Genomic DNA, 18,755 nt, shown 5'->3' with positions numbered 1-18,755 from the left:
GCCGTCAGAACCGCCAGGTGATGCCGGGGTCGCCCGGGTCGTAGCGGCAGCTCGCGCCGGTCGAGACGGTCGCCCGCAGGTGCTCGGCGAGCTGGGGGTGGCGACCGTCCAGCCGGCGCAGCGTGTCCCGGATCCGGGCGGTCACGGTCTTGCGGGCGCGCTCGGCCTCGTCCCCGAGACGCCGGGTGCGCCCGCCGAGACCGGCGGCGGCACGCAGTTCCGCCAGCAGGGCCGCCCGCTCGCTGTCGAGCCGGGCGGCTCTGTCGTCGTCGCCGCGGGCGGCCGCCGCGTCGATCTCGTCGTCCAGCACGGCGAGGCGGCGCCGGTAGGCCGCCTTCGCCGTGTCGTCGAGGACCTCGTCCCCGCCGAGGCGCCGGGCGGCCACCACCACCTCGCCGCCCGCCGGGTCCAGCAACCGCACCGCGGGCACGTCGGTGCCCGGGCGGCTGAGCAGGAAGTGCAGGTCCCGCAGGCCTTTGGCGTCCGGCAGGTGCACCGTGCGCCCGGCCAGCGCGAGCGTCCACGTCGTGCCGGTGAACCGGAACTCCCCGGTGGCGGCCGGCTCGTCGCGCCGGGCGCGCAGGCGGCGCACGCGTTCCGGCACGTGCCGCAGGCCCAGCTCGGCCGCCTCGGCGGCGACCGCGTCCAGCAGCGCCGCGGCTTCCCGCTCGTCGCCCGGCGCCGCTCGGTCCAGCAGCGCGGCGGCCCGCGCCAGCCGGGCCTCCAGCACCCACGGGCGGGCCCGCATCGACTCGGCCGACCGCTCGGCCGCGCGGTACCGCGCCAGCGCCTCGTCCCAGGACCGCCCCGCCGCGGCCAGCTTCCCCAGCCACAGGGTCACCGGGCCGCTGATCTCGAACCCGAACACCGACACCAGCCACTGCCCGTCGTAGGGCAGCATCGCTTCCCTGGCCCGCTCGGCCAGCCGTGCGTCGCCGGTGCCCGCCGCGGTCTGCGCCTGCAACCGGAGGAACATCGGCAGGTACGAGCGCGGGAACGGCGGCCGCTCCCCCAGCCCGGCCAGGTACCCGGCCGCCGCGGCCATATCGCCGCGCTGCGCCGCGGTGGTGGCCTCCAGCAGTCCCGGGTAGGGGTGATCGCCGGGGCCGAGCGAGGCGTGGAACTCGGCGAGCTCGTCGAACCGGCCCTGCTGCAGCAGCAGCGACCACCGGTGGTGGCGCAGCATCGGCAGGAAGTGGCTGTGGTGCACCTGTTCCGGCGTCGACAGGACACCGTCGAACAGGGCCTCCGCGTCGGCGAAGCGGCCCTGGAACCCGGCCAGGATGCTCTGGTCGATCTGCGCGCCGAACTGCATCCGGCGGGAGTCGCCCCGCTCGGCGAGCGTCACGAACGCCCGCATCTGGTCGAAGTAACGCGGATCGGCCAGCTCCAGCAGCGCCACCCAGCGCAGCGAGGTGGCGTACTGCTCGGTCTCGGTGTCCCCGCTGCGGTGCGCGACCTCCGCCAGCTCCGCCATCAGCGCTTCGCGCTCGGCGGCCGTGCCCAGCCCCCAGATCGAGTCGTGCAGCGTGGACAGGCTGAAGCCGAGCGCCTCGTCGTCGCCGTCCTCGCGGGCGAGCCTGCCCAGCTGGACGATCACCTCCCTGGCCCGGTCCCCCAGGGGGCGCTCGGCCTCGCCCGGACCGATCAGCGCGCGGTGCGCCTCCGCCATCAGCCCCGTCTTCAGGTCGGCGCGCTCCGCGTCGTCGCCCCAGCGGTAGGCGGTCAGGGCCACGCGGGCCAGCAGCTCCGCATCGCCCAGTGCCCGAGTCTGGGCGCCGGCCTCCTCGAACACCGCCCAGCCCTCGGCGGTCTCGTCGAAGTGGTGCAGCTCGCCGCCCAGTTCGAGCAGCACGAGCACGCGACGCCGCGGCTCGCCTGCGATGCCGGCGGCGCGGCGGAAGTGCCCGATGGCTTCCTCGAACGCCATCCGGCCGGACGCGGCCCGCCCCGCCGCGACGAGCAGGTCCACCGCCCGCGACGGCGGCACCAGCGGGCCGGCGAGGTAGGCGTGCCGCGCGGCTTCGGCGGGCAGGATCCGGTCCGCGAGCGCGGGGGTGCCCTCCAGCGCGGTGACCACCGCGGCGTGGCGTTCGCGGGCCTCGTCCTCGCCGAGGGAGTCATAGAGCGTCTCGCGCACCAGGTCGTGGGCGAAGGCGAACCGGCCGCCGCCACGAACGGTGACCAGCCGCGCGGACACGGCCTGGTCGAGCAGCCGGTCGGCGGGCGCGGCGGGGATCGCGGCGACCGCGGCGAGCACCTGGCGGTGGAACTGCTGCCCGAGCACCGCGGCGGTGGTCAGCAGCCTGACGACCGGTTCCGGCAGCAGCGACAGGCGGCGGCGGACCGCGTCCCGCACCCCGGGCGCGATCGCGGTGACCGATCCGCCGCTGTGCCACAGCCTCGCGGCCTGCTCGACGAAGAACGGGTTGCCGCCGGTGCGCCGGTACACCTCGGCCACGACGTCCTGGCCCGGGGTCTCGCCCACGGTGCGGGCAATGAGCCTGCCGACCTCGTCCGGCGCCAGGCCGGTGAGCGTGATCGTGCGCGCTTTGGCGACCAGGGAGGACAGCAGCGGCCGCAGCGGGTGGTCGGCGACCTCGACCTCCGCGTCGCGGTACGTGCCGATCAGCAGGAGCCGCTCGAACCAGGTGTGCCCGGCGGCGAACTCGAGCAGCCTGAGGGAGGCGGAGTCGGCCCAGTGCAGGTCGTCCAGCGCGACCACGACCGGACGGCTGTGCGAGGCGGTGACCAGCGCGCTGGTGACGGCGTCGTACAGGCGGAATCCGTCCGGCGTCTCCCGCGGGTCCGCCTCGCCCAGCAGCACCGCCAGCCCGCCCCCGGCCTCCCGCTCGACCGCTACCCACTCCTGCGCGGTCGCGGTGCGCCGCAGCCCGCGCAGCACCTGCACCCACGGCCAGTAGCCGGGCGCGCTGCCGGAGTCCCAGCACGCGCCGCCGAGGACGAGCGCCCCCAGCCGGCGGGCCTCGTCCGCCGCGCCGGTGACCAGCGTGGTCTTGCCGATCCCGGGCTCCCCGGTGACCAGCACGAGCCCGCCGTGGCTGTCCACCGCCCGCCCGATCTCGGCGCGCAGCAGGCCGGCCGGGTGGTCGCGGCCGATCAGGGCGGGTTCGAGGTGGGTGTCCATCACCCCAGACGCTAGCGCGCCGATGTCCGGATTGTCCGCCGGATAACGGTTCCGCCTCACCGTGTGTCGGCCCGGTAGCGGCCCGGGGTGGTGCCGACGACGGCGGCGAAGGCCTCGATGAAACTGCTGGGGTTCGACCAGCCGCAGGCGTGCGCGACGTGGGTGGTGTCGTGGCCCTCGGCCAGCAGGACGAGCGCGTGGTAGACACGCAGCTGCGTGCGCCACTGGTAGAAGGTCATGCCGAGCTCGCCGCGGAAGAGCCTGCTGAGGGTGCGGGCGCTGGCCGCGGTCCGCCGCCCCAGCTCGGCCAGCGGCGTGTTGTCAGCGGGCTGCTCGTACAGCGTCCGCGCGACCGCCCGCAGCCGGTCGTCGCGGGGTTCCGGCAGCTGCAGCGGCTGCTCGCCCGCCTCGCGGAGCTCATCGAGGAGCACCCGGTGGAGCCGCGCGTTCGCGGCGCGGCCCCGGTCGCGGGGACCGGTCAAGGCGAGCAGAACCTCCCTGGCGAGCGCGCCGGCAAGGAACACGGCGGGGCGGGCGGGCGCCAGCCGGGCCAGCGACGGCGGCAGGAACACGATCCGCATGTCGGTGTGGCCGTGCGCGCGGTGGTGGTGCGGGCAGCCCGCCGGGATCCACGCGACGCGGTTGGCGGGAACGATCGACGTGCTGCCCTCGGTGTGCACGGACAGCACCCCCTGGGCCGCGTACACCACGTGCCCTGGCGGGTGGGTGTGATCGGCGCTCGTCCCGCCCGGCGGCCACAGGTGCGCGCCGCCGGACGGCCAGATCCGGGAGGAGGTAGGTTGGCGGCCGATCGGCATGCGTTGGCATCCTACCGGTGGCCCGCCACCCCCGGCGCCCGCGACAGTTGGTCGCATGAAGACGACGAGCGGCGGTGTGCACCCGGGCTGGCGGTCCGGGAGGGCTGGAGCCTCGTGCGGGTGCGGGGCGCCGGGCTGAACCGGTCGGAGCTGCGGACCCGCCGGGGCCACTCCCCCTTCGTGGTGTTCCCGCGGGTGCTGGGAATCGAGTGCGTGGGCGAGCTGGCGGCGTCGACGGACCCGCGGCTGGCGGAGGGCAGCACCGTCGCCGCGGTGATGGGCGAGATGGGACAGCGTTCGACGGTGGTTACGCGGAATTCGCGTTGCTGCCCAACGATTTGCTGATGCCGGTCAGGACGAGCCTGCCGTGGGAAACGCTCGCCGCGCTGCCCGAGACGTACCTGACGGCGCAGGGCGCGCTGGACGCGCTGGACGTCGCCCGCGGCGAGCGGTTGCTGATCCGCGGCGGCACCTCGTCGGTGGGGATGGCGGCGGCGTCGATCGCGGCCGCGCTCGGGGTCGAGACCGCCGCCACGACCCGGCGGCCGCACAAGGCCGCCGCCCTGGCCGCCGACCACGTCCTCGTCGACGACGGCGGGCCGCTGACGATCGCCGGGTGGCCGGAGGGCACCGATCACGTCCTCGACCTGGTCGGGACGAGCACGGCGCTGGACTCGCTGCGGCTGGTCCGTCCGGGCGGAACCGTGTGCGTGGCGGGCGCGCTCAGCGGCTGGGTGATCCCCGCCTTCGAGCCGATCGCGATGATCCCCACGGGCACCCGATTGACCGCCTTCCACAGCGACATCCTGCGCGGCGCGGCGGGCGCGCACGTGCTGCGGCGGGTCGTCGACCAGGTCGAGGCCGGGGTCCTGCACCCGCACGTCGACCGCGTCTCCGGACTCGACGAGATCGCCGAAGCCGACCGCCACATGGAGGACGACCAGGCCACGGAAAAGGTGGTCCTCGTGCCCTGACCGGTTGCGGGATCGCCACCGGAGTGGCGCCGATAGCCTCTGCGGATCCTCGGAGAGCGGCTGTCCGCAGCCAATTCGGAGTCGCCCCGCTCCCGACGCACGCGTGCGATGACCGGACACGGCCGCGAAATCCGTGTCCACCTTCGCCGTGCGCTCCGGGCGGTGCTCGACGCGGACCTCGAGCCTGTCCTCCGGAACGTGCTCGCCGAACCGGTGCACGCATAACGGTTACGGGCTGTTCGTCCGGCCCCGCCTTTACACCGGGAGCCACCGCCACCACACTCCACGCAGTACTGTGCGGATCCGCTGGGGAGGCGAGGATGCGCTGGCGTGAGCTGCTGCCCAGGGCGGGCGAGGTCCCGGGGCGGGGCAGGGCGGCCTCGACCGCCGTCGCCGCTGTCCTGCTCGCCGCTCTCGGCGCCGGGGTGTACCTGGCCTTCGCCGCGGACTCCGGGATCGTGGGACGTCAGCTCGGCGGCCGCGGCCAGCCGCTGCCGTTCCCGCCGGGCACCGCCGCCACCCTCTGGTGGGACTTCGCGCTGATCGCCGGGTACGGGCTCGCCGTGCTGCTGGGCACCACCGCCGCGCTGTGGGTCTGCCAGCCGGGCACCGCGATGCACGAGGTCGCCCGCTTCGGCCGCATCGCCGGGCTGGTCGCGGTCGTCTCGGACGTCCTGGAGAACGTCTTCCTGCTGGTCACCAGGCGCGATCCCGCCCCCGTCCTGCTCGAACTGGCCACCGCGGCCGCGGTCACCAAGTTCACCGGCCTGCTCCCGGCGCTCCTGCTCGCGCTCTACGGCATCGTGCTCGCCCTGCTCCGCTCGGCGCGGCCGGTGAAGCAGGACCCGCCCGACGGCGTCTGCTCCGCCGCCCTCAACCCGGACGACCCCGACGGCGCCTGCGAGCAAGGCGAAACCACGGCGGCCACCCGGTGGCGCAACGGCTACCACCTGCCGCCGGGCGAACCGACCGGCGGCACCGGGTTCGCCCTGTCCGGCGGCGGGATCCGCTCGGCCAGTGTCGCGCTCGGCGCGCTCCAGCCGCTGCGGCAGCGGCTGCTCGGCGCCCAGTACCTGGTGTCCGTCTCCGGCGGCGGCTACACCGCGGGTGCGCTGGTGCAGGCCCTCACCGCGGCAGCCGGCCCGAAGGAGGCGCCCGCCGGCCGTCCGGTCGCGACACCGGAAACCGCGTTCGGCCCCGGCAGCGTTGAGGAGGACCACGTCCGGCGGCACGTCAGCTACCTCGCCAACACGCGCGCCGAGCTGCTCATCGCACTCGGCGTGATCGCCCGCGGCCTGGTGCTGTCGCTGTTCCTGGTGTTCGCCCCCGCGGTCGTGCTGGGCGTGGTCACCGGCTGGCTCTACCAGCAGGTCCCGCTCACCGCCTTCCCCGCCGACGGCAGCTACCCCGCGCCCCGGCTCGGCGCGCTGCTGTCACTGGGCCTGACCCTGCTGTTCGCCGCCGTGATCTCCCTGGTAGCCCGCTGGATCACGCCGGCGAAGCCGTTGCTGCGCCAGATCGCCCGGCGCCTGTCCAGCAGGCTCGCGCTGCTCGCCGCCCTGATCGCGCTGCTCACCCTCGGCCTGCCCGCGCTCGCCTGGCTGGCCGACCGGTTGCTCACCCTCACCCCGCCCTCGATCACGCTCGGCAGCCCGTTCGTCGCGCTGCTGCTGACCTACGTGTCCGCCCTGGCGACGATGGGGTGGCGCAACCGCAAGGTGGTCACCAAGGCGCGGGACTCACTCGACGCGCTCACCGCGGCGCTGCCAACCAGCCTCACCCAGCGCCTCCTGGTGATCATCACGACCACCGTCCTCGCCCTGGCCTGGCTGCTGCTGTTCGCCTCGGTGATCACGCCGCTGGGCGAGCCGGACCTGCTGTGGTCCGCGCTAGGCCTCGTCGTCGTGCTGATCGTCGTCGGCGGGCTGATCGACGAGACCTCGCTCAGCCTGCACCCCTTCTACCGGGAACGGCTGGCGCGCACGTTCGCCGTGCGCCGGGTCCGCCGCGCCGACGGGCAGGTCGTCGCCGCGCCCTACCCGAGCACCGAGCGCAGCTCCCTCGCGACCTACGGCCACGCCGACAACTTCCCGCGGGTCGTGTTCGCGGCGGCCGCGAACCTCACCGGCGAGGGCCGCACCTCTCCCGGCCTCGGCGCCGTCTCCTACACGATGAGCAGCGGCTGGGTCGGCGGCCCCGACGTCGGCTGGATCGAGACCGCGCGGTTGCAGGAGTCGGTGCCGGCCCGGTTCCGGCGGGACCTGACCGTCCAGGGCGCGGTCGCGATCAGCGGCGCGGCGTTCGCGTCGTCGATGGGCCGCGCCTCGCGCTGGTACCAGATCCTGCTCGCCCTGTCCGGCGCGCGGCTGGGCACCTGGCTGCCCAATCCGGACGTGCTGCTGCGCTGCCCGCCGCGCACCGACCGCGCCGCCTGGGCCTATCCCACGCTCCCGCACGCGCGCCGGCTGCCTTACCTGCTGCGTGAGGTCCTCGGCATCCACTCGCACGCCGACCGGCTGCTGCACGTCACCGACGGCGGGCACTACGACAACCTGGGCTTGGTCGAGCTGTTCCGCCGCCGCTGCACGACGATCTACTGCATCGACGCGGGCGCGGACGCGCCACCGACGGCCGGCGGGCTGGCGTCGGCGCTCGCGCTGGCCGCCCAGGAGCTGGGCGTGCGGGTCACCCTCGACGACCCGTGGCGGGCCGAACCCGGCGGCGGCGAACCGCTCGAACCCGAGCACCCGCTCAGCAACCTCAACAGCAGGCTGTCGGAGAGCCCGGTGATCACCGGGACGATCCACTACCCGCCCGAGAGCGGTCAGGCTGGGGTGGGGCGGCTGATCGTGGCGAAGGCGCTGCTGTGGCGTGACCTGCCCTACGAGCTGCTGTCCTACGCCGCGCACCACCCGGAGTTCCCGCGGGACGGCACGAGCGACCAGTTCTTCGATGACGGCAAGTTCGGTGCCTACACCGAACTCGGCAGGCAGCTGGCCGAGTACGTGGTGTCCAGGGAGCTGGCCGAAGCGGCCGGCCTGCCGGAGGTGACGGAGGGCACCGGCGCACCCGACGGAGTCGCGCCCCAACCGGCCGGAAGCTAAGATCGCGGACACGACGAAACACCCGCATTCGCGTCGAATACGGGTGCTCGTCGTTGTTCTACCCGAAGAAACACCGGGTGCGGACGGGAATTAGTACCAGTAATTCCCGTCCGCACCCGTTTTTTCCGTGACCCGGCCGGCTCTCACCCAGAAAACCGTCCCGGGGATCCGGAGTGCAGTCAGACCGCACCGGGACTCTCAGCCGGATCAGGGTCGGTCGACCCAGGACCCCGTGGGGTCCGGTCTCAGTTGTCGGCCTCGGCGATGCAGGTGTCCGGGGCGGAGCCCGAGTCGGCCTCGGAGGCGCCGGTCAGGATCGGCACGGTCACGCCCACGCCGTTCAGGGCGTCGGCCACCTGGACGCCGAGCACGTTGACGTTGTTGTCGCAGACACCGACGTTGTTGTCGTTGAGAACGTCGTCGACGTTGATCAGACCCAGCTGACCGGTGTCGCCGCCGTCGTCCCATCCCCCGCCCTGCGTGGCGAAGGCCGGGGAACCGATCATCATGAAACCGGCCGCAGCAGCGGCAACAATTGCGGACTTCTTGAGCACCTTTTTATTCCCCATCAACTCGACTACAGTTCCGCCGCGACGAGACTTCCGTCGCGAGCACGGCAGACATTATCAGCCGGCAAGGTGCGCCGAAAGCAATTGCACGGGCCCGTCGCCATCACCCGGACGAACGACGTTTCGGTAGCCGCGAACCAGTCTTCCGCGCACCCATAGGCGATGCGCTGCGATTATCCGCCCCTTTCCCTCAATCCGGTTTTCACGCGCCGTGATCGACCGCGCAGAACGCCGGTTGTACAGCGTCTAAACCCCTCGATCAGGTGGAGAAGTGGACACGCAACGTGAACAGACGAGTTCGGGCAATTAGCCCGGACGTGTGGCTTACCGGCATGCAATTCGCCTCCGACCCACTGTCCGGAGGCGCCTCGGCAGCCGTCCAGGCACAGTGGCCACCGCGAGCGCCACCCCGCAAGCCCGTTCCCGCGCACGAAAAAACACCCGCATCCGAATTCGAATGCGGGTGTTCACGTTTTCCCTACCCGAAGAAAAGGCGCGGACGGGAATCAGTACCAGTGATTCCCGTCCGCACCCGTGCACAGTACCCCGGCCGGCGGAGCCGGTTCAGGGTCGTTGCCGCGACCTCAGTTGTCGGCCTCGGCGACGCAGGTGTCCGGCGCGTCGCCGGACTGCGCGTCCGAAGCGCCCGACAGGATCGGCACAGTCGCGCCGACACCCTCCAGCGCGTCCGCCACCTGGACACCCAGGACGTTGACGTTGTTGTCGCAGACACCGACGTTGTTGTCGTTGGCGACGTCGTCGACGTTGAGCAGGCCCAGCTGGCCGGTGTCGCCACCCTCGTCCCACGCGCCCTGCGTGGCGAAGGCCGGGGAACCGATCATCATGAAACCGGCCGCGGCAGCGGCGACAATCGCAGACTTCTTCAGCACTCTCTCATCCGATCGCTCGGCTACAGTTCCGCCCGCTCCGGGTGACCCCGTCGCGAGCACGGAAGACGCTAGCAGCCGGTGATCGGGAAGTTCGGTGATCGCGCGAGCCGTCCGGGCTCACCCGGACGAACGACGTTTGGAACGCGTCCAGAGGGCCGGGAAGAGCCGCACCGTCATGCGCTGCGACAACGCGAGCGCCGGTCCTCACTCGCCGTGATCGAGTGTGGCGCGATCCGGTCGTGCCGCGATCAAACCGCCCGATCAGGTGGAGTAACGGACACGGGCCGTGGCCGGATTCGACACGCAGATTAGACCACGCGGGTGACTTACAAGAGTGTCATTCGGTGCTCCGGCCGACACCGAACCGCATCCGGAAGTCCCTGGCGACCAGGCTGAGCAGCGGCCGGCGCCCGGCCAGGAACGCCAGCGGGCCGCCCGCGCCGACCCGCCACACCGATCGGGCCACCCCGAACCGGGCGGCCACCCGCACGCCGCTGCGCTTGGGGCCGCGCTGCAGGACCGAGAACGCCAGCGGCAACCGAACCGGCAGCGCGCGGCGGCGCCGGAACTCCGCGCCCGCCAGCAGATCCCCGTCCGCGCGGGCCTCCGCGGCGAAGTCCGGTTCGTCGGCGAGGGTGAAGTCGGCGAGCTCCTTCGGGATGTGCCACAGGGCGCGCCCGCCGGCCAGGGAGGCCGGGCTGTCGACCCAGATGTGCGGGATGGTGACGACGATCCCGCCGCGCGCGACGACGGTCACCATGAGCTCCCGATACGACAGCACACTGGGCGGCTGGTAGTCGACCCACGCGGCGAGCACGGCCGCCCACCCGGCCACGGTGAGCGGCCGCACGCCCGGCGGCAGTCCGGGCAGCTCCCCGACGGGCACGCACCAGGCGGAGACGTGCATGTGGCCACGCAGGCGCCAGGGCTCGGGCGGGTACTCGGTCGGATCGGACATCAGCGAAACCTCAGCTCGGAGGGACAGGACAACCGCCGCGGTCGAGGCCGGACGGCAGCCTCGAACGGAGTAGCAGAACGCGCACCCGCTCCCGCACCGCGGCGAATGAGGCGAGGCGGCTGCCCGGCCCGCACCGGAATGGCCGCGTGGTGGTGGCGGCCGAACCGCCACCACCGGCTCCCACCACAAGGGTCACCGGCTCAGACCGGCGTGACCGGCAGGCGCAGCGCGCCCGGCGCGGCCTCGGGCACCACGGGGTTCTTCGGCGCCACCGGGGCCAGCCGGGCGTAGGGCGCACCCACTGGCGGCCGCTGGTCGGTCTCGCCGTTGTTCGGCCACAGCGCGAGCGCCCGTTCGGCCTGGGCGGTGATCGTCAGGGACGGGTTCACCCCCAGGTTCGCCGAGATCGCCGAGCCGTCCACGACGTGCAGGCCGGGATAGCCGTACAGCCGCTGGTAGGGGTCGACCACACCGGTCTCCGGGGAGTCGCCGATCGCGCAGCCGCCGATGAAGTGCCCGGTCAGCGGGATGTTCGCCATGTCGGTCCAGGCGCCCTGGGGCACGCCGTCGATCTTCTCCGCCACCCGCCGCGCGACCTCGTGCCCGTGCGGGATCCACATCGGGTTCGGCGCGTCGTCGCCCTGGCGCGTCGTCATCCGGCGGCCGAACAGGCCCCGCCGCGTGTAGGTGGTCACCGAGTTGTCCAGGCTCTGCATCACCAGCAGGCCCACCATCTGCTCCGACCACTTCCGCGGGTTCTGGATGCGCGGCAGCTCCCGCCAGTGCCGCGCCAGCTCCCGCAGGCCCAGCACCCACCGCCGGTGCCCGTCCTTGCCGTCCACCAGCACCGTGGCGAGCAGGCTCATCAGGTTGCTGCCCTTGCCGTACCGCACGGGCTCGACGTGCGTGACCTCATCCGGATGCATCGACGAGGTGATCGCGACTCCGTCGGTGTAGTCGGCGTTCTTGTCGCGCGAGCGCACCGCCAGGATCGCCTCGGAGTTGGTGCGCGACAGGTATCCGAGCCGCTTTGAGATCTTCGGCAGCGAACCGCGGTCACGCAGCCGGTGCAGCAGCCGCTGCGTGCCCAGTGCGGACGCGGCGAACACGACCTGCTCGCAGGTGAAAGTCCGGCGGCGCCTGCGCGACCCGGTGCGGACGGTGCTCACCTCGTACCCGCCGCCGGGACACGGGCGGACGTCCACCACCGTGGTCAGCGGGTGCACCACCGCGCCCGCCCGCTCGGCGAGGTGCAGGTAGTTCTTCACCAGCGTGTTCTTCGCGCCGTGGCGGCACCCGGTCATGCAGGACCCGCAGTTGAGGCACGTGCGGCGGGCCGGGCCGACACCGCCGAAGAACGGGTCCGGCACCTCCTCGCCGGGCATCTGGGCACCGGTCGCGAACAGCACCCCGACCGGCGTCGGCCGGAACGTGTGGGCGATGCCCATGTCCTCGGCCACCTCCCGCAGCACCCGGTCGGCCCGCGTGGTGCCCGGGTACTGGGTGACACCCAGCATCCGCTTCGCCTGGTCGTAGTAGGGCGCCAGCTCGTCGCGCCAGTCCGTGATGTGCGCCCACTGCGGGTCGGCGTAGAACCGCGCCGGCGGCTCGTACAGCGTGTTGGCGTAGACCAGCGACCCGCCGCCGACACCGCTGCCGCTCAGGATGAAGGTGTCGCGCAGCAACGTCAGCCGCTGTATGCCGAAGCAGCCCAGCAGCGGCGCCCACAGGTACTTCCGCAGCCGCCACGAGGTCTTGGCGAACTCGTCGTCGGCGAACCGGCGGCCCGCCTCGAGCACCCCGACCCGGTAGCCCTTCTCCGTCAGGCGCAGCGCGCTCACGCTGCCCCCGAAACCCGAGCCGATCACCACGACGTCGTAGTCCAGCTCGCCGGTCATGCGCCGTCCCCTCCCGCCGCGATCGCGCGGTAGTCGTTCAGATCCAGGGTCCGGGTCTTCAGCCGGTACTGCGTGACCGTGCCTGGCCAGTTGTTGACGATCCGGCCCGCCTCGTTGCGGTACCAGCTGGAACAGCGGGTCCACACCGAGCGGCCAAGCTTGCGCTGCAGGACGGTGTCGAAGCGCGCGGCGACCTCGGGCTTGACGTCGAGCGCCACGCCCGGCCTGCTCGCCAGCGCGCGCACCGCCTGCACGATGTAGCGGGCCTGCGACTCGAGCATGTAGACGATCGAGTTGCCCCCCAGGTTCGTGTTGGGCCCGTACACGAGGAACAGGTTCGGGAACTGCGGCACGGTGATGCCGAGGTAGGCCCACGCGCCGTCGCGCCAGGTGTCGGCCAGCTCCGCCCCGCCGCGGCCGCGCACCGTCATCGGGACCAGGAAGTCGGTGGCGCGGAACCCGGTGCCGTACACCAGCACGTCCGCCTCGTGCACCACGCCGTCGGCGGTGCGCACGCCCTCGGGCACGATCTCGACGATCTTCTCGGTTTCGACGGTGACGTTGGGCCGGGTCAGCGCCGGGTAGTACTCGTTGGAGAACAGCGCCCGCTTGCACCCGGGCTCGTAGTCCGGCGTGAGCTTGGCGCGCAGCTCCGGGTCGGGCACCTGGCTCTCCAGGTGCCTGCTCGCCAGCCGTTCCAGGTACCGGCGCACGACCGGGAGGTCAACGAGCCCGAGCGAGAGGAACTCGCAGATCAGCCAGATCCGGAAACGCTCGATCTTCTGGGTGACCGGCAGGCGGCGGAACATCGCGCGGTGCCAGGGCTGGTAAGCGATGTCGTTCTTGGGCACGATCCACGGCGCCGACCGCTGGAACACCGTCACGTGGGCGGCGATCTGCTGCAGCTTCGGCACGAACTGGATCGCGCTGGCGCCGGTGCCGATCACCGCGACCCGCTTGCCGGTGAGGTCGGCGTCGTGGTCCCAGGCCGCGGAGTGGAAAGCCCGCCCGCGGAAGGACTCGCGGCCCGGCAGGTCCGGCATCGCAGGCTGGGACAGCTGGCCCACGGCGGGCACCAGGACGCCGGCCTCGATGACCTCGCCGGCTTCGGTGCGCACGCGCCACCGGCCGGTGGCCTCGTCGAATTCCGCCCCGGCGACGCCGGTGCCGAACCGGATCCGGTCGGTCACCCCGTACTCGCGGGCGACCTCCTCGAGGTAGCCCTTGATGTCGGCCTGCAGGGAGAACCGCATCGGCCAGTCCGGGTTGGGCCGGTGGGAGAACGAGTACAGCGGCGACGGGATGTCGCACCCGGCGCCGGGGTAGGTGTTCTCCCGCCACACCCCGCCGATCTCGTCCGCTCTCTCCAGGATGGTGAAGTCGCGGAAACCGGCGCGGACCAGTTCGGTCGCGACGGCCAGGCCGCCGAACCCGGCGCCGATGATGACGACGGACGGCGGTCGGTGGGCGGTGGTGCGTGCCATGCTGCTCCTCGGCGGTGAGTGGGGCTACTCCACAGTAAGTGCTGCGGCTCACTCCGCCACAGAGACCAGCGGCCAGGAAACCGAGATTTTCGGCCACCCCGGTCGCGGGCCGGTGACCGGCGGAATCCATACTTCCGGCCATGAGTCAGCAGCTGCCCGTCGCCGTCCGGGACTGGGACTTCCCCCGCGGCGTCGCCAGCGTCGCCCTGCTCGTCCGCTTCGGGGCCGAGCGCGGGGTGCCGCGGGACGCCCTGCTGCGCGGCACCGGCCTGCCCACGGCGCGCCTGGACGACCCGGCGGCGCAGGTCGACGCGCACCAGGAACTGACCGTCGCACGCAACCTCGTGCGGGAGCTGGGCGACCCGCCCGGCCTCGGCCTGGACGCCGGTGTCCGCTACCGGGTCACCACGTTCGGCGTCTTCGGGTTCGCCTGCATCAGCAGCCCGACGCTGCGCGACGCGATCACTTTCGCCCTGCGTTACCTCGACCTCAGCTTCATCTTCTGCCTGCCGGTGGTCGAGCTGGCCGCCGAGGAGCTGCGCTTCGAGCTGCGGGACGACGGGCTGCCGCACGACGTGCGCCGGTTCCTGCTGGAGCGCGACGTCAGCGCGATCCACACGGTGATGCACGACCTCCTGCCCGGCGGCCTGAACGTGCGGCGCCTGGAGTTCCGGTTCCCCGCGCCACCCGATCCGGGCCGGTACGAGGAGGTCTTCGGGTGCCGGCCGGTGTTCGGCGCGCCCGCGCACCACGTGGCGATCGACGCGGCCGCACTGGGGCAGCCGCTGCCGCAGGCCAGTGAGCACACGGTCGCGTTGTGCGAGGCGCAGTGCCGTGAGCTGGTCAGCCGGCGCCGCGCCCGCTCCGGCATCGCGCACCAGGTTCGGGACAAGCTGATCCGCGTCGGGGGCACGCTCGCGATGGAGGACGTGGCGCGGGAGCTCAACGTCAGCACCCGGACCCTGCGGCGGCGGCTGGAGGACGCCGGCACCAGTTTCCGCGGCCTGCTCGACGAGGTCCGGCAGGCGCTCGCCGAGGAGATGCTCGCGACCGGCGCGCTGTCGGTGGAGGATGTGGCGCTGCGGCTGGGATACGCGGAGGCGTCGAGTTTCATCTACGCGTTCCGCCGGTGGACCGGCACGACCCCGGCACGGTACCTGCGGTCCGGGAGACGGGGCTGACTTCGCGTCCCCTTTCGACGGTGGGATACGGCTCCAGGTGTCAACCGCGCGGATTCTGGGTAGATCAATGGTCTCTTCAGTTGCGAGGAGGCCGCACATGTTGACGCTGCTCCAGCCCGCGCGTGAAGCGGGCGAAACCATCCGCACCGCTACGCGCGAGCACCTGTTGCTGGCCCTGCTGGACTTCCCGCGACTACTGCGTCATCCGATCTGGCGGCCCAGGGACCCCGAGGAGGGCGGCGGGCTGGGTGTGCTGCTGGTGCCCGGTTTCGGGTTCGGCGATCGCAGCATGACCCTGGCGAGCGCGTGGCTGAAGGCGCGCGGGTACCGGCCTGCCGGGTCCCGGATCGGTTTCAACGTCGGGTGCACCACCGAACTGGTCGACCGCATCGAGGCCCGGCTGGAGCAGCACGCCGAGGAGACCGGCGGCCGCGTGGTGATCATCGGGCAGAGCCGCGGGGGCTGGCTGGCGCGGCTGGCCGCGATCCGCCGCCCGGATCTGGTGTGCGGACTGGTGATGCTCGGCAGCCCCGTGCTGGATCCGCTCGGCGCGCACCCGAAGGTGGTGCGGGTCGCCCGCGTCCTCGCCCGTCTGTCCACTTTGGGCATTCCTGGCCTGATGGACCTGGACTGCTTCACCGGGCCGTGCTACGACGAGAACATCAAGGCGCTGGCCGCGCCCCTGCCGCCGGAGGTGCCCGCGCTGGCGGTGTACTCGCGCGAAGACGCGATCGCGCCGTGGCAGCTGTGCCTGGACCCGTACGCCGAGTGCGCCGAGATCCACAGCACGCACACCGGCATGGGGCTGGACCCGGACTTCTACCTGGCCGCGGCGCCGCGCCTGGCCCGCTGGGCGCGGGACGAGACCCGCGAGCTGTCGCAGGCGAGCTGAGCCCGGTCCGGCAGGATCGGGGTATGGCGGAATGGGCGCGCGCGATCGGCACCGGCTGGGTGCCCCACGGGCCGGTGACCGGTCCGGACGTGGACGAGTTCGCCGACGCCGACGAGATCACCGCGGCTCTGGCCGCGACCCCGGGTGATTCGCTGCTGGCGGTGCAGCACCCGCACCGGCGGCCGGGTGCGGCTTCGCTGCGGGAAGCCCTGCCCGCGGCGCGCGCGATGCTGGACCGGTTGCGGGAACGGGACTACCGGCGCGTGCGCGAGGTGGTGGCGCCGTACCGCATCGCCGGGCGCGACGGGACCGCGGCGGGGGTGCTGTGCCTGGTCGACCCGTCCGCGGTCGGCGCGCGGATCCGGCACAGCGAGGAGGTCTACGCCGGTGTCGTCGTCGAACGCGCCGCGGCGCTGCGGGCGCTCGGCTGCGCGACGAGCGCGGCCATGCTGGTGCCGGTCACCGGCGACGGACTCACGCCCGCCGCGCTGGCCGCGATGCGCGGTGATCCCGCGGTGGACCTGACCGACGGCGCGGGCCGCTCGCACCGGTTGTGGCTCACCGGTCCCGGCGACGAGCAGGACCGGTTGCTCGCCGCCGTGCGCGCCGCGCCCCTGCTGGTGGCCGACGGCAACCACCGCGTGGCCGCCGCGGCCGAGGCAGGCACGCCGCTGCTGGCCCTGGTGACCGCGGGGCCGGACCTGCACATCGGCGCGATCCACCGCACGATCAGCGGCACCGGACTCGATGTCCGCGAACTGACCGCCGCGTGGCGCGCCGCCGGGCTGACCGTGCGCGAAGTGTCCGAAGTGGACGCCGTTGAGCCCGGCACAGTGACCGTCTCCGCCCGCGGCGGCGAGCTGCTGGTGGCACTGCCCGGCGGTGGACCGGACCACGCCCTGGTGGAGAACCTGTTGCTGGACAGGGCACTCGGCCTCGACCCGGAAGGCCCGCACGTGCACGCGCTGCCCGACGAGCACTCCCCCGGACCGGGGACGGACGCCGTGCTGCGCCTGGCGCCCGTCCCGCTGTCCGAAGTGCTCGCCGCGCACGCGCAGGGCCGCCGCATGCCGCGCAAGAGCACGTACTTCACCCCGAAGCCGCGCAGCGGGCTGCTGCTCGCCGCCCTGGAGGCGTGACTCAGACCGGCGCCGGCCCGTCGGCCCGCAGCCCGTCCGCACCGTGCACGCAGCGGCCGCCGACGAACGTCGCCAGCACGCCGATCTCGCTGATCCGCTCGCTCGGCACCGTGGTCGGGTCGTCGTCGAGCAGCACCATGTCCGCGCGCAGGCCCGGGACGAGCCGGCCGCGTTCGTGTTCCTGGTGGGAAGCCCACGCCGGGTGCGCGGTGCAGGCCCGCAGCGCCTCTTCCGCGCCGACCCGCTCGTCCGGGCTCAGCACCACCCCGGCGCTGGTCGTCCGCTCGATCATCGACCGCAGGCCGGCCAGCGGCGCGCCGACGCCGACGCACGGCCGGTCGGAGCTGCCCGGCACCCGCAGCCCGGCGTCCACGAAGGACTTCTGCCGGTACAGCCACGGCACCCGCGCCTCGCCCAGCGCCTCGGCCATCGTGTCGCCGATCTCGGCCAGGAACCGGGCCTGCGGCACCGGGACCACCCCGAGCGCGACCAGCCGCGGCAGCTGGTCCGGCCGCACCATCGCGGCGTGCTCGATGCGGTGCCGCACGTCCGGGCGCGGCAGCACCCGCTGGGCCTCCTCGAACGCGTCCAGCGTCAGGTCGATGGCGCGGTCGCCGATCGCGTGCGCGGCCACCCGCCACCCGCTGCGGTGCGCGGCGACGATGGTGTCCCGCAGCACCTTCGGATCGTCCTGCAGCACGCCGAGCCCGCCGTGCGAGCAGAACGGCTCGGTCAGTGCGGCGGTCCGGCTGCTCAGCGCGCCGTCGGTGAAGATCTTCATCGGGCCCAGGCGCAGGAACTCGTCGCCGAACCCGCTGCGCAGGCCCAGGTCGACGCCGATCGAGCCGGTGTCGGCCGGGTTGCCGCCGAGCGGGTGCAGCACCTCGCTGGCCGGCATCAGCTCCACCCGCAGCGGCAGCGCTCCGCGTTCGCGCGCCAGGTGGTAGGCCGTCGCCTCGGCCGGGCTGTGCCCGATCCAGCCGCCGCCGATCCCGGCCTCGGTCACCGCGGTGAGCCCCTCGCTGACGTAGACCTTCGCGGCGCGCTCGATCGCCGCCGCCAGCTCCTCCACCGGGTAGGGCTTGACCAGCACGTCCACCAGCTGCTGGGCCTGCTCGCCGAGCAGGCCGGTGGGTGCGCCGTCGTCGTCGCGGGCCACCACCCCGCCCTCGGGCACGCGCGCCGAGCCGTCGAGCACGCCGGCCTGGGCGAGGATCGCGGAGCTCACCGTGCACATGTGCGCCGACCGGTGCTTGAGCCACACCGCGCGCCCGCCGCCGGCGCGGTCCAGCGCGGCGCGGTCGGGGTGCCCGCCCAGCACGAAGTCGTCGTACTTCGAGCCGATCACCCACGCGTCCGACGGCAGTTCGGCGGCCCGCGCGGCGACCATGTCGTACAGCTCGTCCAGCGTGCGGCAGCCGGACAGGTCGATCTCGGCCAGCGACAGGCCGTACCAGACCATGTGGTTGTGCGCGTCGGCGAAACCGGGCGTGAGCACCGCGCCGCCGCCGTCCACCACGGTGCGGGCGGCCAGGCCCTCGACCTCCTCGTCGAGGCCGACGATCCGCCCGTGCAGCACGCCCACGGTGTGCGCGCGGGGACGCTCGTCGGACACGGTCAGCGCACGGACATTGCGCACCAGCAGGTCGAGCACGTGGAATCCTCTCGGTCGGGGGCCCTTCCCCGCAGACTAGGGGTCC

General features: G+C 73.2%; 14 protein-coding genes. 6 read left to right on the top strand and 8 right to left on the bottom strand.

The features are described 5' to 3' along the window. Positions 1-4: 4 nt before the first annotated feature. Entirely contained in the window at positions 5-3,148 is a 3,144-nt protein-coding gene (locus AMETH_RS16815) for an ATP-binding protein (RefSeq protein ID WP_017982279.1), read from the bottom strand. Between the two features lie 56 nt (positions 3,149-3,204). Continuing rightward, positions 3,205-3,966, bottom strand: a complete 762-nt coding sequence (locus tag AMETH_RS16810) for an AraC family transcriptional regulator (protein ID WP_017982278.1) — start codon at positions 3,964-3,966, stop codon at positions 3,205-3,207. Positions 3,967-3,969: 3 nt separating this feature from the next. Here AMETH_RS16810 and AMETH_RS40230 point away from each other — a divergent pair, with 3 nt between their 5' ends. The 3 genes from AMETH_RS40230 (at position 3,970) to AMETH_RS16800 (ending at position 8,044) form a co-directional block, all read left to right on the top strand. Continuing rightward, positions 3,970-4,311 (top strand): alcohol dehydrogenase catalytic domain-containing protein, encoded by a 342-nt coding sequence (locus AMETH_RS40230; protein ID WP_223843172.1) that lies wholly within the window; start codon positions 3,970-3,972, stop codon positions 4,309-4,311. Continuing rightward, positions 4,311-4,940: a zinc-binding dehydrogenase gene (locus AMETH_RS16805; protein WP_017982277.1), complete on the top strand. Its 630-nt coding sequence runs from the start codon at positions 4,311-4,313 to the stop codon at positions 4,938-4,940. Before AMETH_RS40230 ends, AMETH_RS16805 begins: the two co-directional genes overlap by 1 nt. A gap of 320 nt (positions 4,941-5,260) precedes the next feature. After that, positions 5,261-8,044, top strand: coding sequence for a hypothetical protein (locus AMETH_RS16800; protein ID WP_017982275.1), 2,784 nt, complete (start codon positions 5,261-5,263; stop codon positions 8,042-8,044). A 245-nt stretch (positions 8,045-8,289) separates the two neighbouring features. Here AMETH_RS16800 and AMETH_RS16795 read toward each other — a convergent pair whose 3' ends face one another. The 5 genes from AMETH_RS16795 to AMETH_RS16775 form a co-directional block, all read right to left on the bottom strand. Continuing rightward, a complete protein-coding gene (locus tag AMETH_RS16795) occupies positions 8,290-8,598 on the bottom strand; it encodes a hypothetical protein (RefSeq protein ID WP_026153109.1) in 309 nt (102 codons plus the stop codon). A gap of 599 nt (positions 8,599-9,197) precedes the next feature. Further along, on the bottom strand, positions 9,198-9,503 hold the full coding sequence (locus tag AMETH_RS16790; protein WP_017982273.1) for a hypothetical protein: 306 nt from the start codon (positions 9,501-9,503) through the stop codon (positions 9,198-9,200). A gap of 337 nt (positions 9,504-9,840) precedes the next feature. Further along, a complete protein-coding gene (locus AMETH_RS16785) occupies positions 9,841-10,461 on the bottom strand; it encodes an acetoacetate decarboxylase family protein (RefSeq protein ID WP_017982272.1) in 621 nt (206 codons plus the stop codon). 200 nt (positions 10,462-10,661) lie between these two features. Then, positions 10,662-12,359, bottom strand: a complete 1,698-nt coding sequence (locus AMETH_RS16780; RefSeq protein WP_017982271.1) for an FAD-dependent oxidoreductase — start codon at positions 12,357-12,359, stop codon at positions 10,662-10,664. Continuing rightward, positions 12,356-13,843, bottom strand: coding sequence for a flavin-containing monooxygenase (locus tag AMETH_RS16775; RefSeq protein WP_017982270.1), 1,488 nt, complete (start codon positions 13,841-13,843; stop codon positions 12,356-12,358). The genes AMETH_RS16780 and AMETH_RS16775 overlap by 4 nt, the downstream gene beginning before the upstream one ends. A 140-nt stretch (positions 13,844-13,983) precedes the next feature. On the opposite strand from AMETH_RS16775, the gene AMETH_RS16770 reads away from it, so the two are divergent. The 3 genes from AMETH_RS16770 (at position 13,984) to AMETH_RS16760 (ending at position 17,055) form a co-directional block, all read left to right on the top strand. Continuing rightward, positions 13,984-15,024 (top strand): AraC family transcriptional regulator, encoded by a 1,041-nt coding sequence (locus AMETH_RS16770; RefSeq protein ID WP_017982269.1) that lies wholly within the window; start codon positions 13,984-13,986, stop codon positions 15,022-15,024. Between the two features lie 97 nt (positions 15,025-15,121). Beyond that, positions 15,122-15,916 carry an alpha/beta fold hydrolase gene (locus AMETH_RS16765; RefSeq protein ID WP_017982268.1) on the top strand — a complete coding sequence of 265 codons (795 nt, stop codon included), beginning with the start codon at positions 15,122-15,124 and terminating at the stop codon, positions 15,914-15,916. A gap of 23 nt (positions 15,917-15,939) precedes the next feature. Then, positions 15,940-17,055: a DUF1015 family protein gene (locus AMETH_RS16760; protein WP_017982267.1), complete on the top strand. Its 1,116-nt coding sequence runs from the start codon at positions 15,940-15,942 to the stop codon at positions 17,053-17,055. 1 nt (position 17,056) lies between these two features. Here AMETH_RS16760 and AMETH_RS16755 read toward each other — a convergent pair whose 3' ends face one another. Next, positions 17,057-18,709 (bottom strand): amidohydrolase, encoded by a 1,653-nt coding sequence (locus AMETH_RS16755; protein WP_017982266.1) that lies wholly within the window; start codon positions 18,707-18,709, stop codon positions 17,057-17,059. Positions 18,710-18,755: the final 46 nt, after the last annotated feature.

The sequence above is a fragment of the Amycolatopsis methanolica 239 genome, from assembly GCF_000739085.1.
Lineage (GTDB): Bacteria > Actinomycetota > Actinomycetes > Mycobacteriales > Pseudonocardiaceae > Amycolatopsis_E > Amycolatopsis_E methanolica.
The sequence above is the reverse complement of the archived record's forward strand: the minus strand, read 5'-3'. Positions and strand labels throughout refer to the sequence as shown.

Bases quoted from the DNA above. Each gene is read 5' to 3' on its own strand.
- AMETH_RS16780 (WP_017982271.1), bottom strand. From the start codon at position 12,359: ATGACCGGCGAGCTGGACTACGACGTCGTGGTGATCGGCTCGGGTTTC.
- AMETH_RS16815 (WP_017982279.1), bottom strand. From the start codon at position 3,148: ATGGACACCCACCTCGAACCCGCCCTGATCGGCCGCGACCACCCGGCC.
- AMETH_RS16805 (WP_017982277.1), top strand. From the start codon at position 4,311: ATGCCGGTCAGGACGAGCCTGCCGTGGGAAACGCTCGCCGCGCTGCCC.
- AMETH_RS16775 (WP_017982270.1), bottom strand. From the start codon at position 13,843: ATGGCACGCACCACCGCCCACCGACCGCCGTCCGTCGTCATCATCGGC.
- AMETH_RS16810 (WP_017982278.1), bottom strand. From the start codon at position 3,966: ATGCCGATCGGCCGCCAACCTACCTCCTCCCGGATCTGGCCGTCCGGC.
- AMETH_RS16760 (WP_017982267.1), top strand. From the start codon at position 15,940: ATGGCGGAATGGGCGCGCGCGATCGGCACCGGCTGGGTGCCCCACGGG.
- AMETH_RS16765 (WP_017982268.1), top strand. From the start codon at position 15,122: ATGTTGACGCTGCTCCAGCCCGCGCGTGAAGCGGGCGAAACCATCCGC.
- AMETH_RS16800 (WP_017982275.1), top strand. From the start codon at position 5,261: ATGCGCTGGCGTGAGCTGCTGCCCAGGGCGGGCGAGGTCCCGGGGCGG.
- AMETH_RS16785 (WP_017982272.1), bottom strand. From the start codon at position 10,461: ATGTCCGATCCGACCGAGTACCCGCCCGAGCCCTGGCGCCTGCGTGGC.
- AMETH_RS16770 (WP_017982269.1), top strand. From the start codon at position 13,984: ATGAGTCAGCAGCTGCCCGTCGCCGTCCGGGACTGGGACTTCCCCCGC.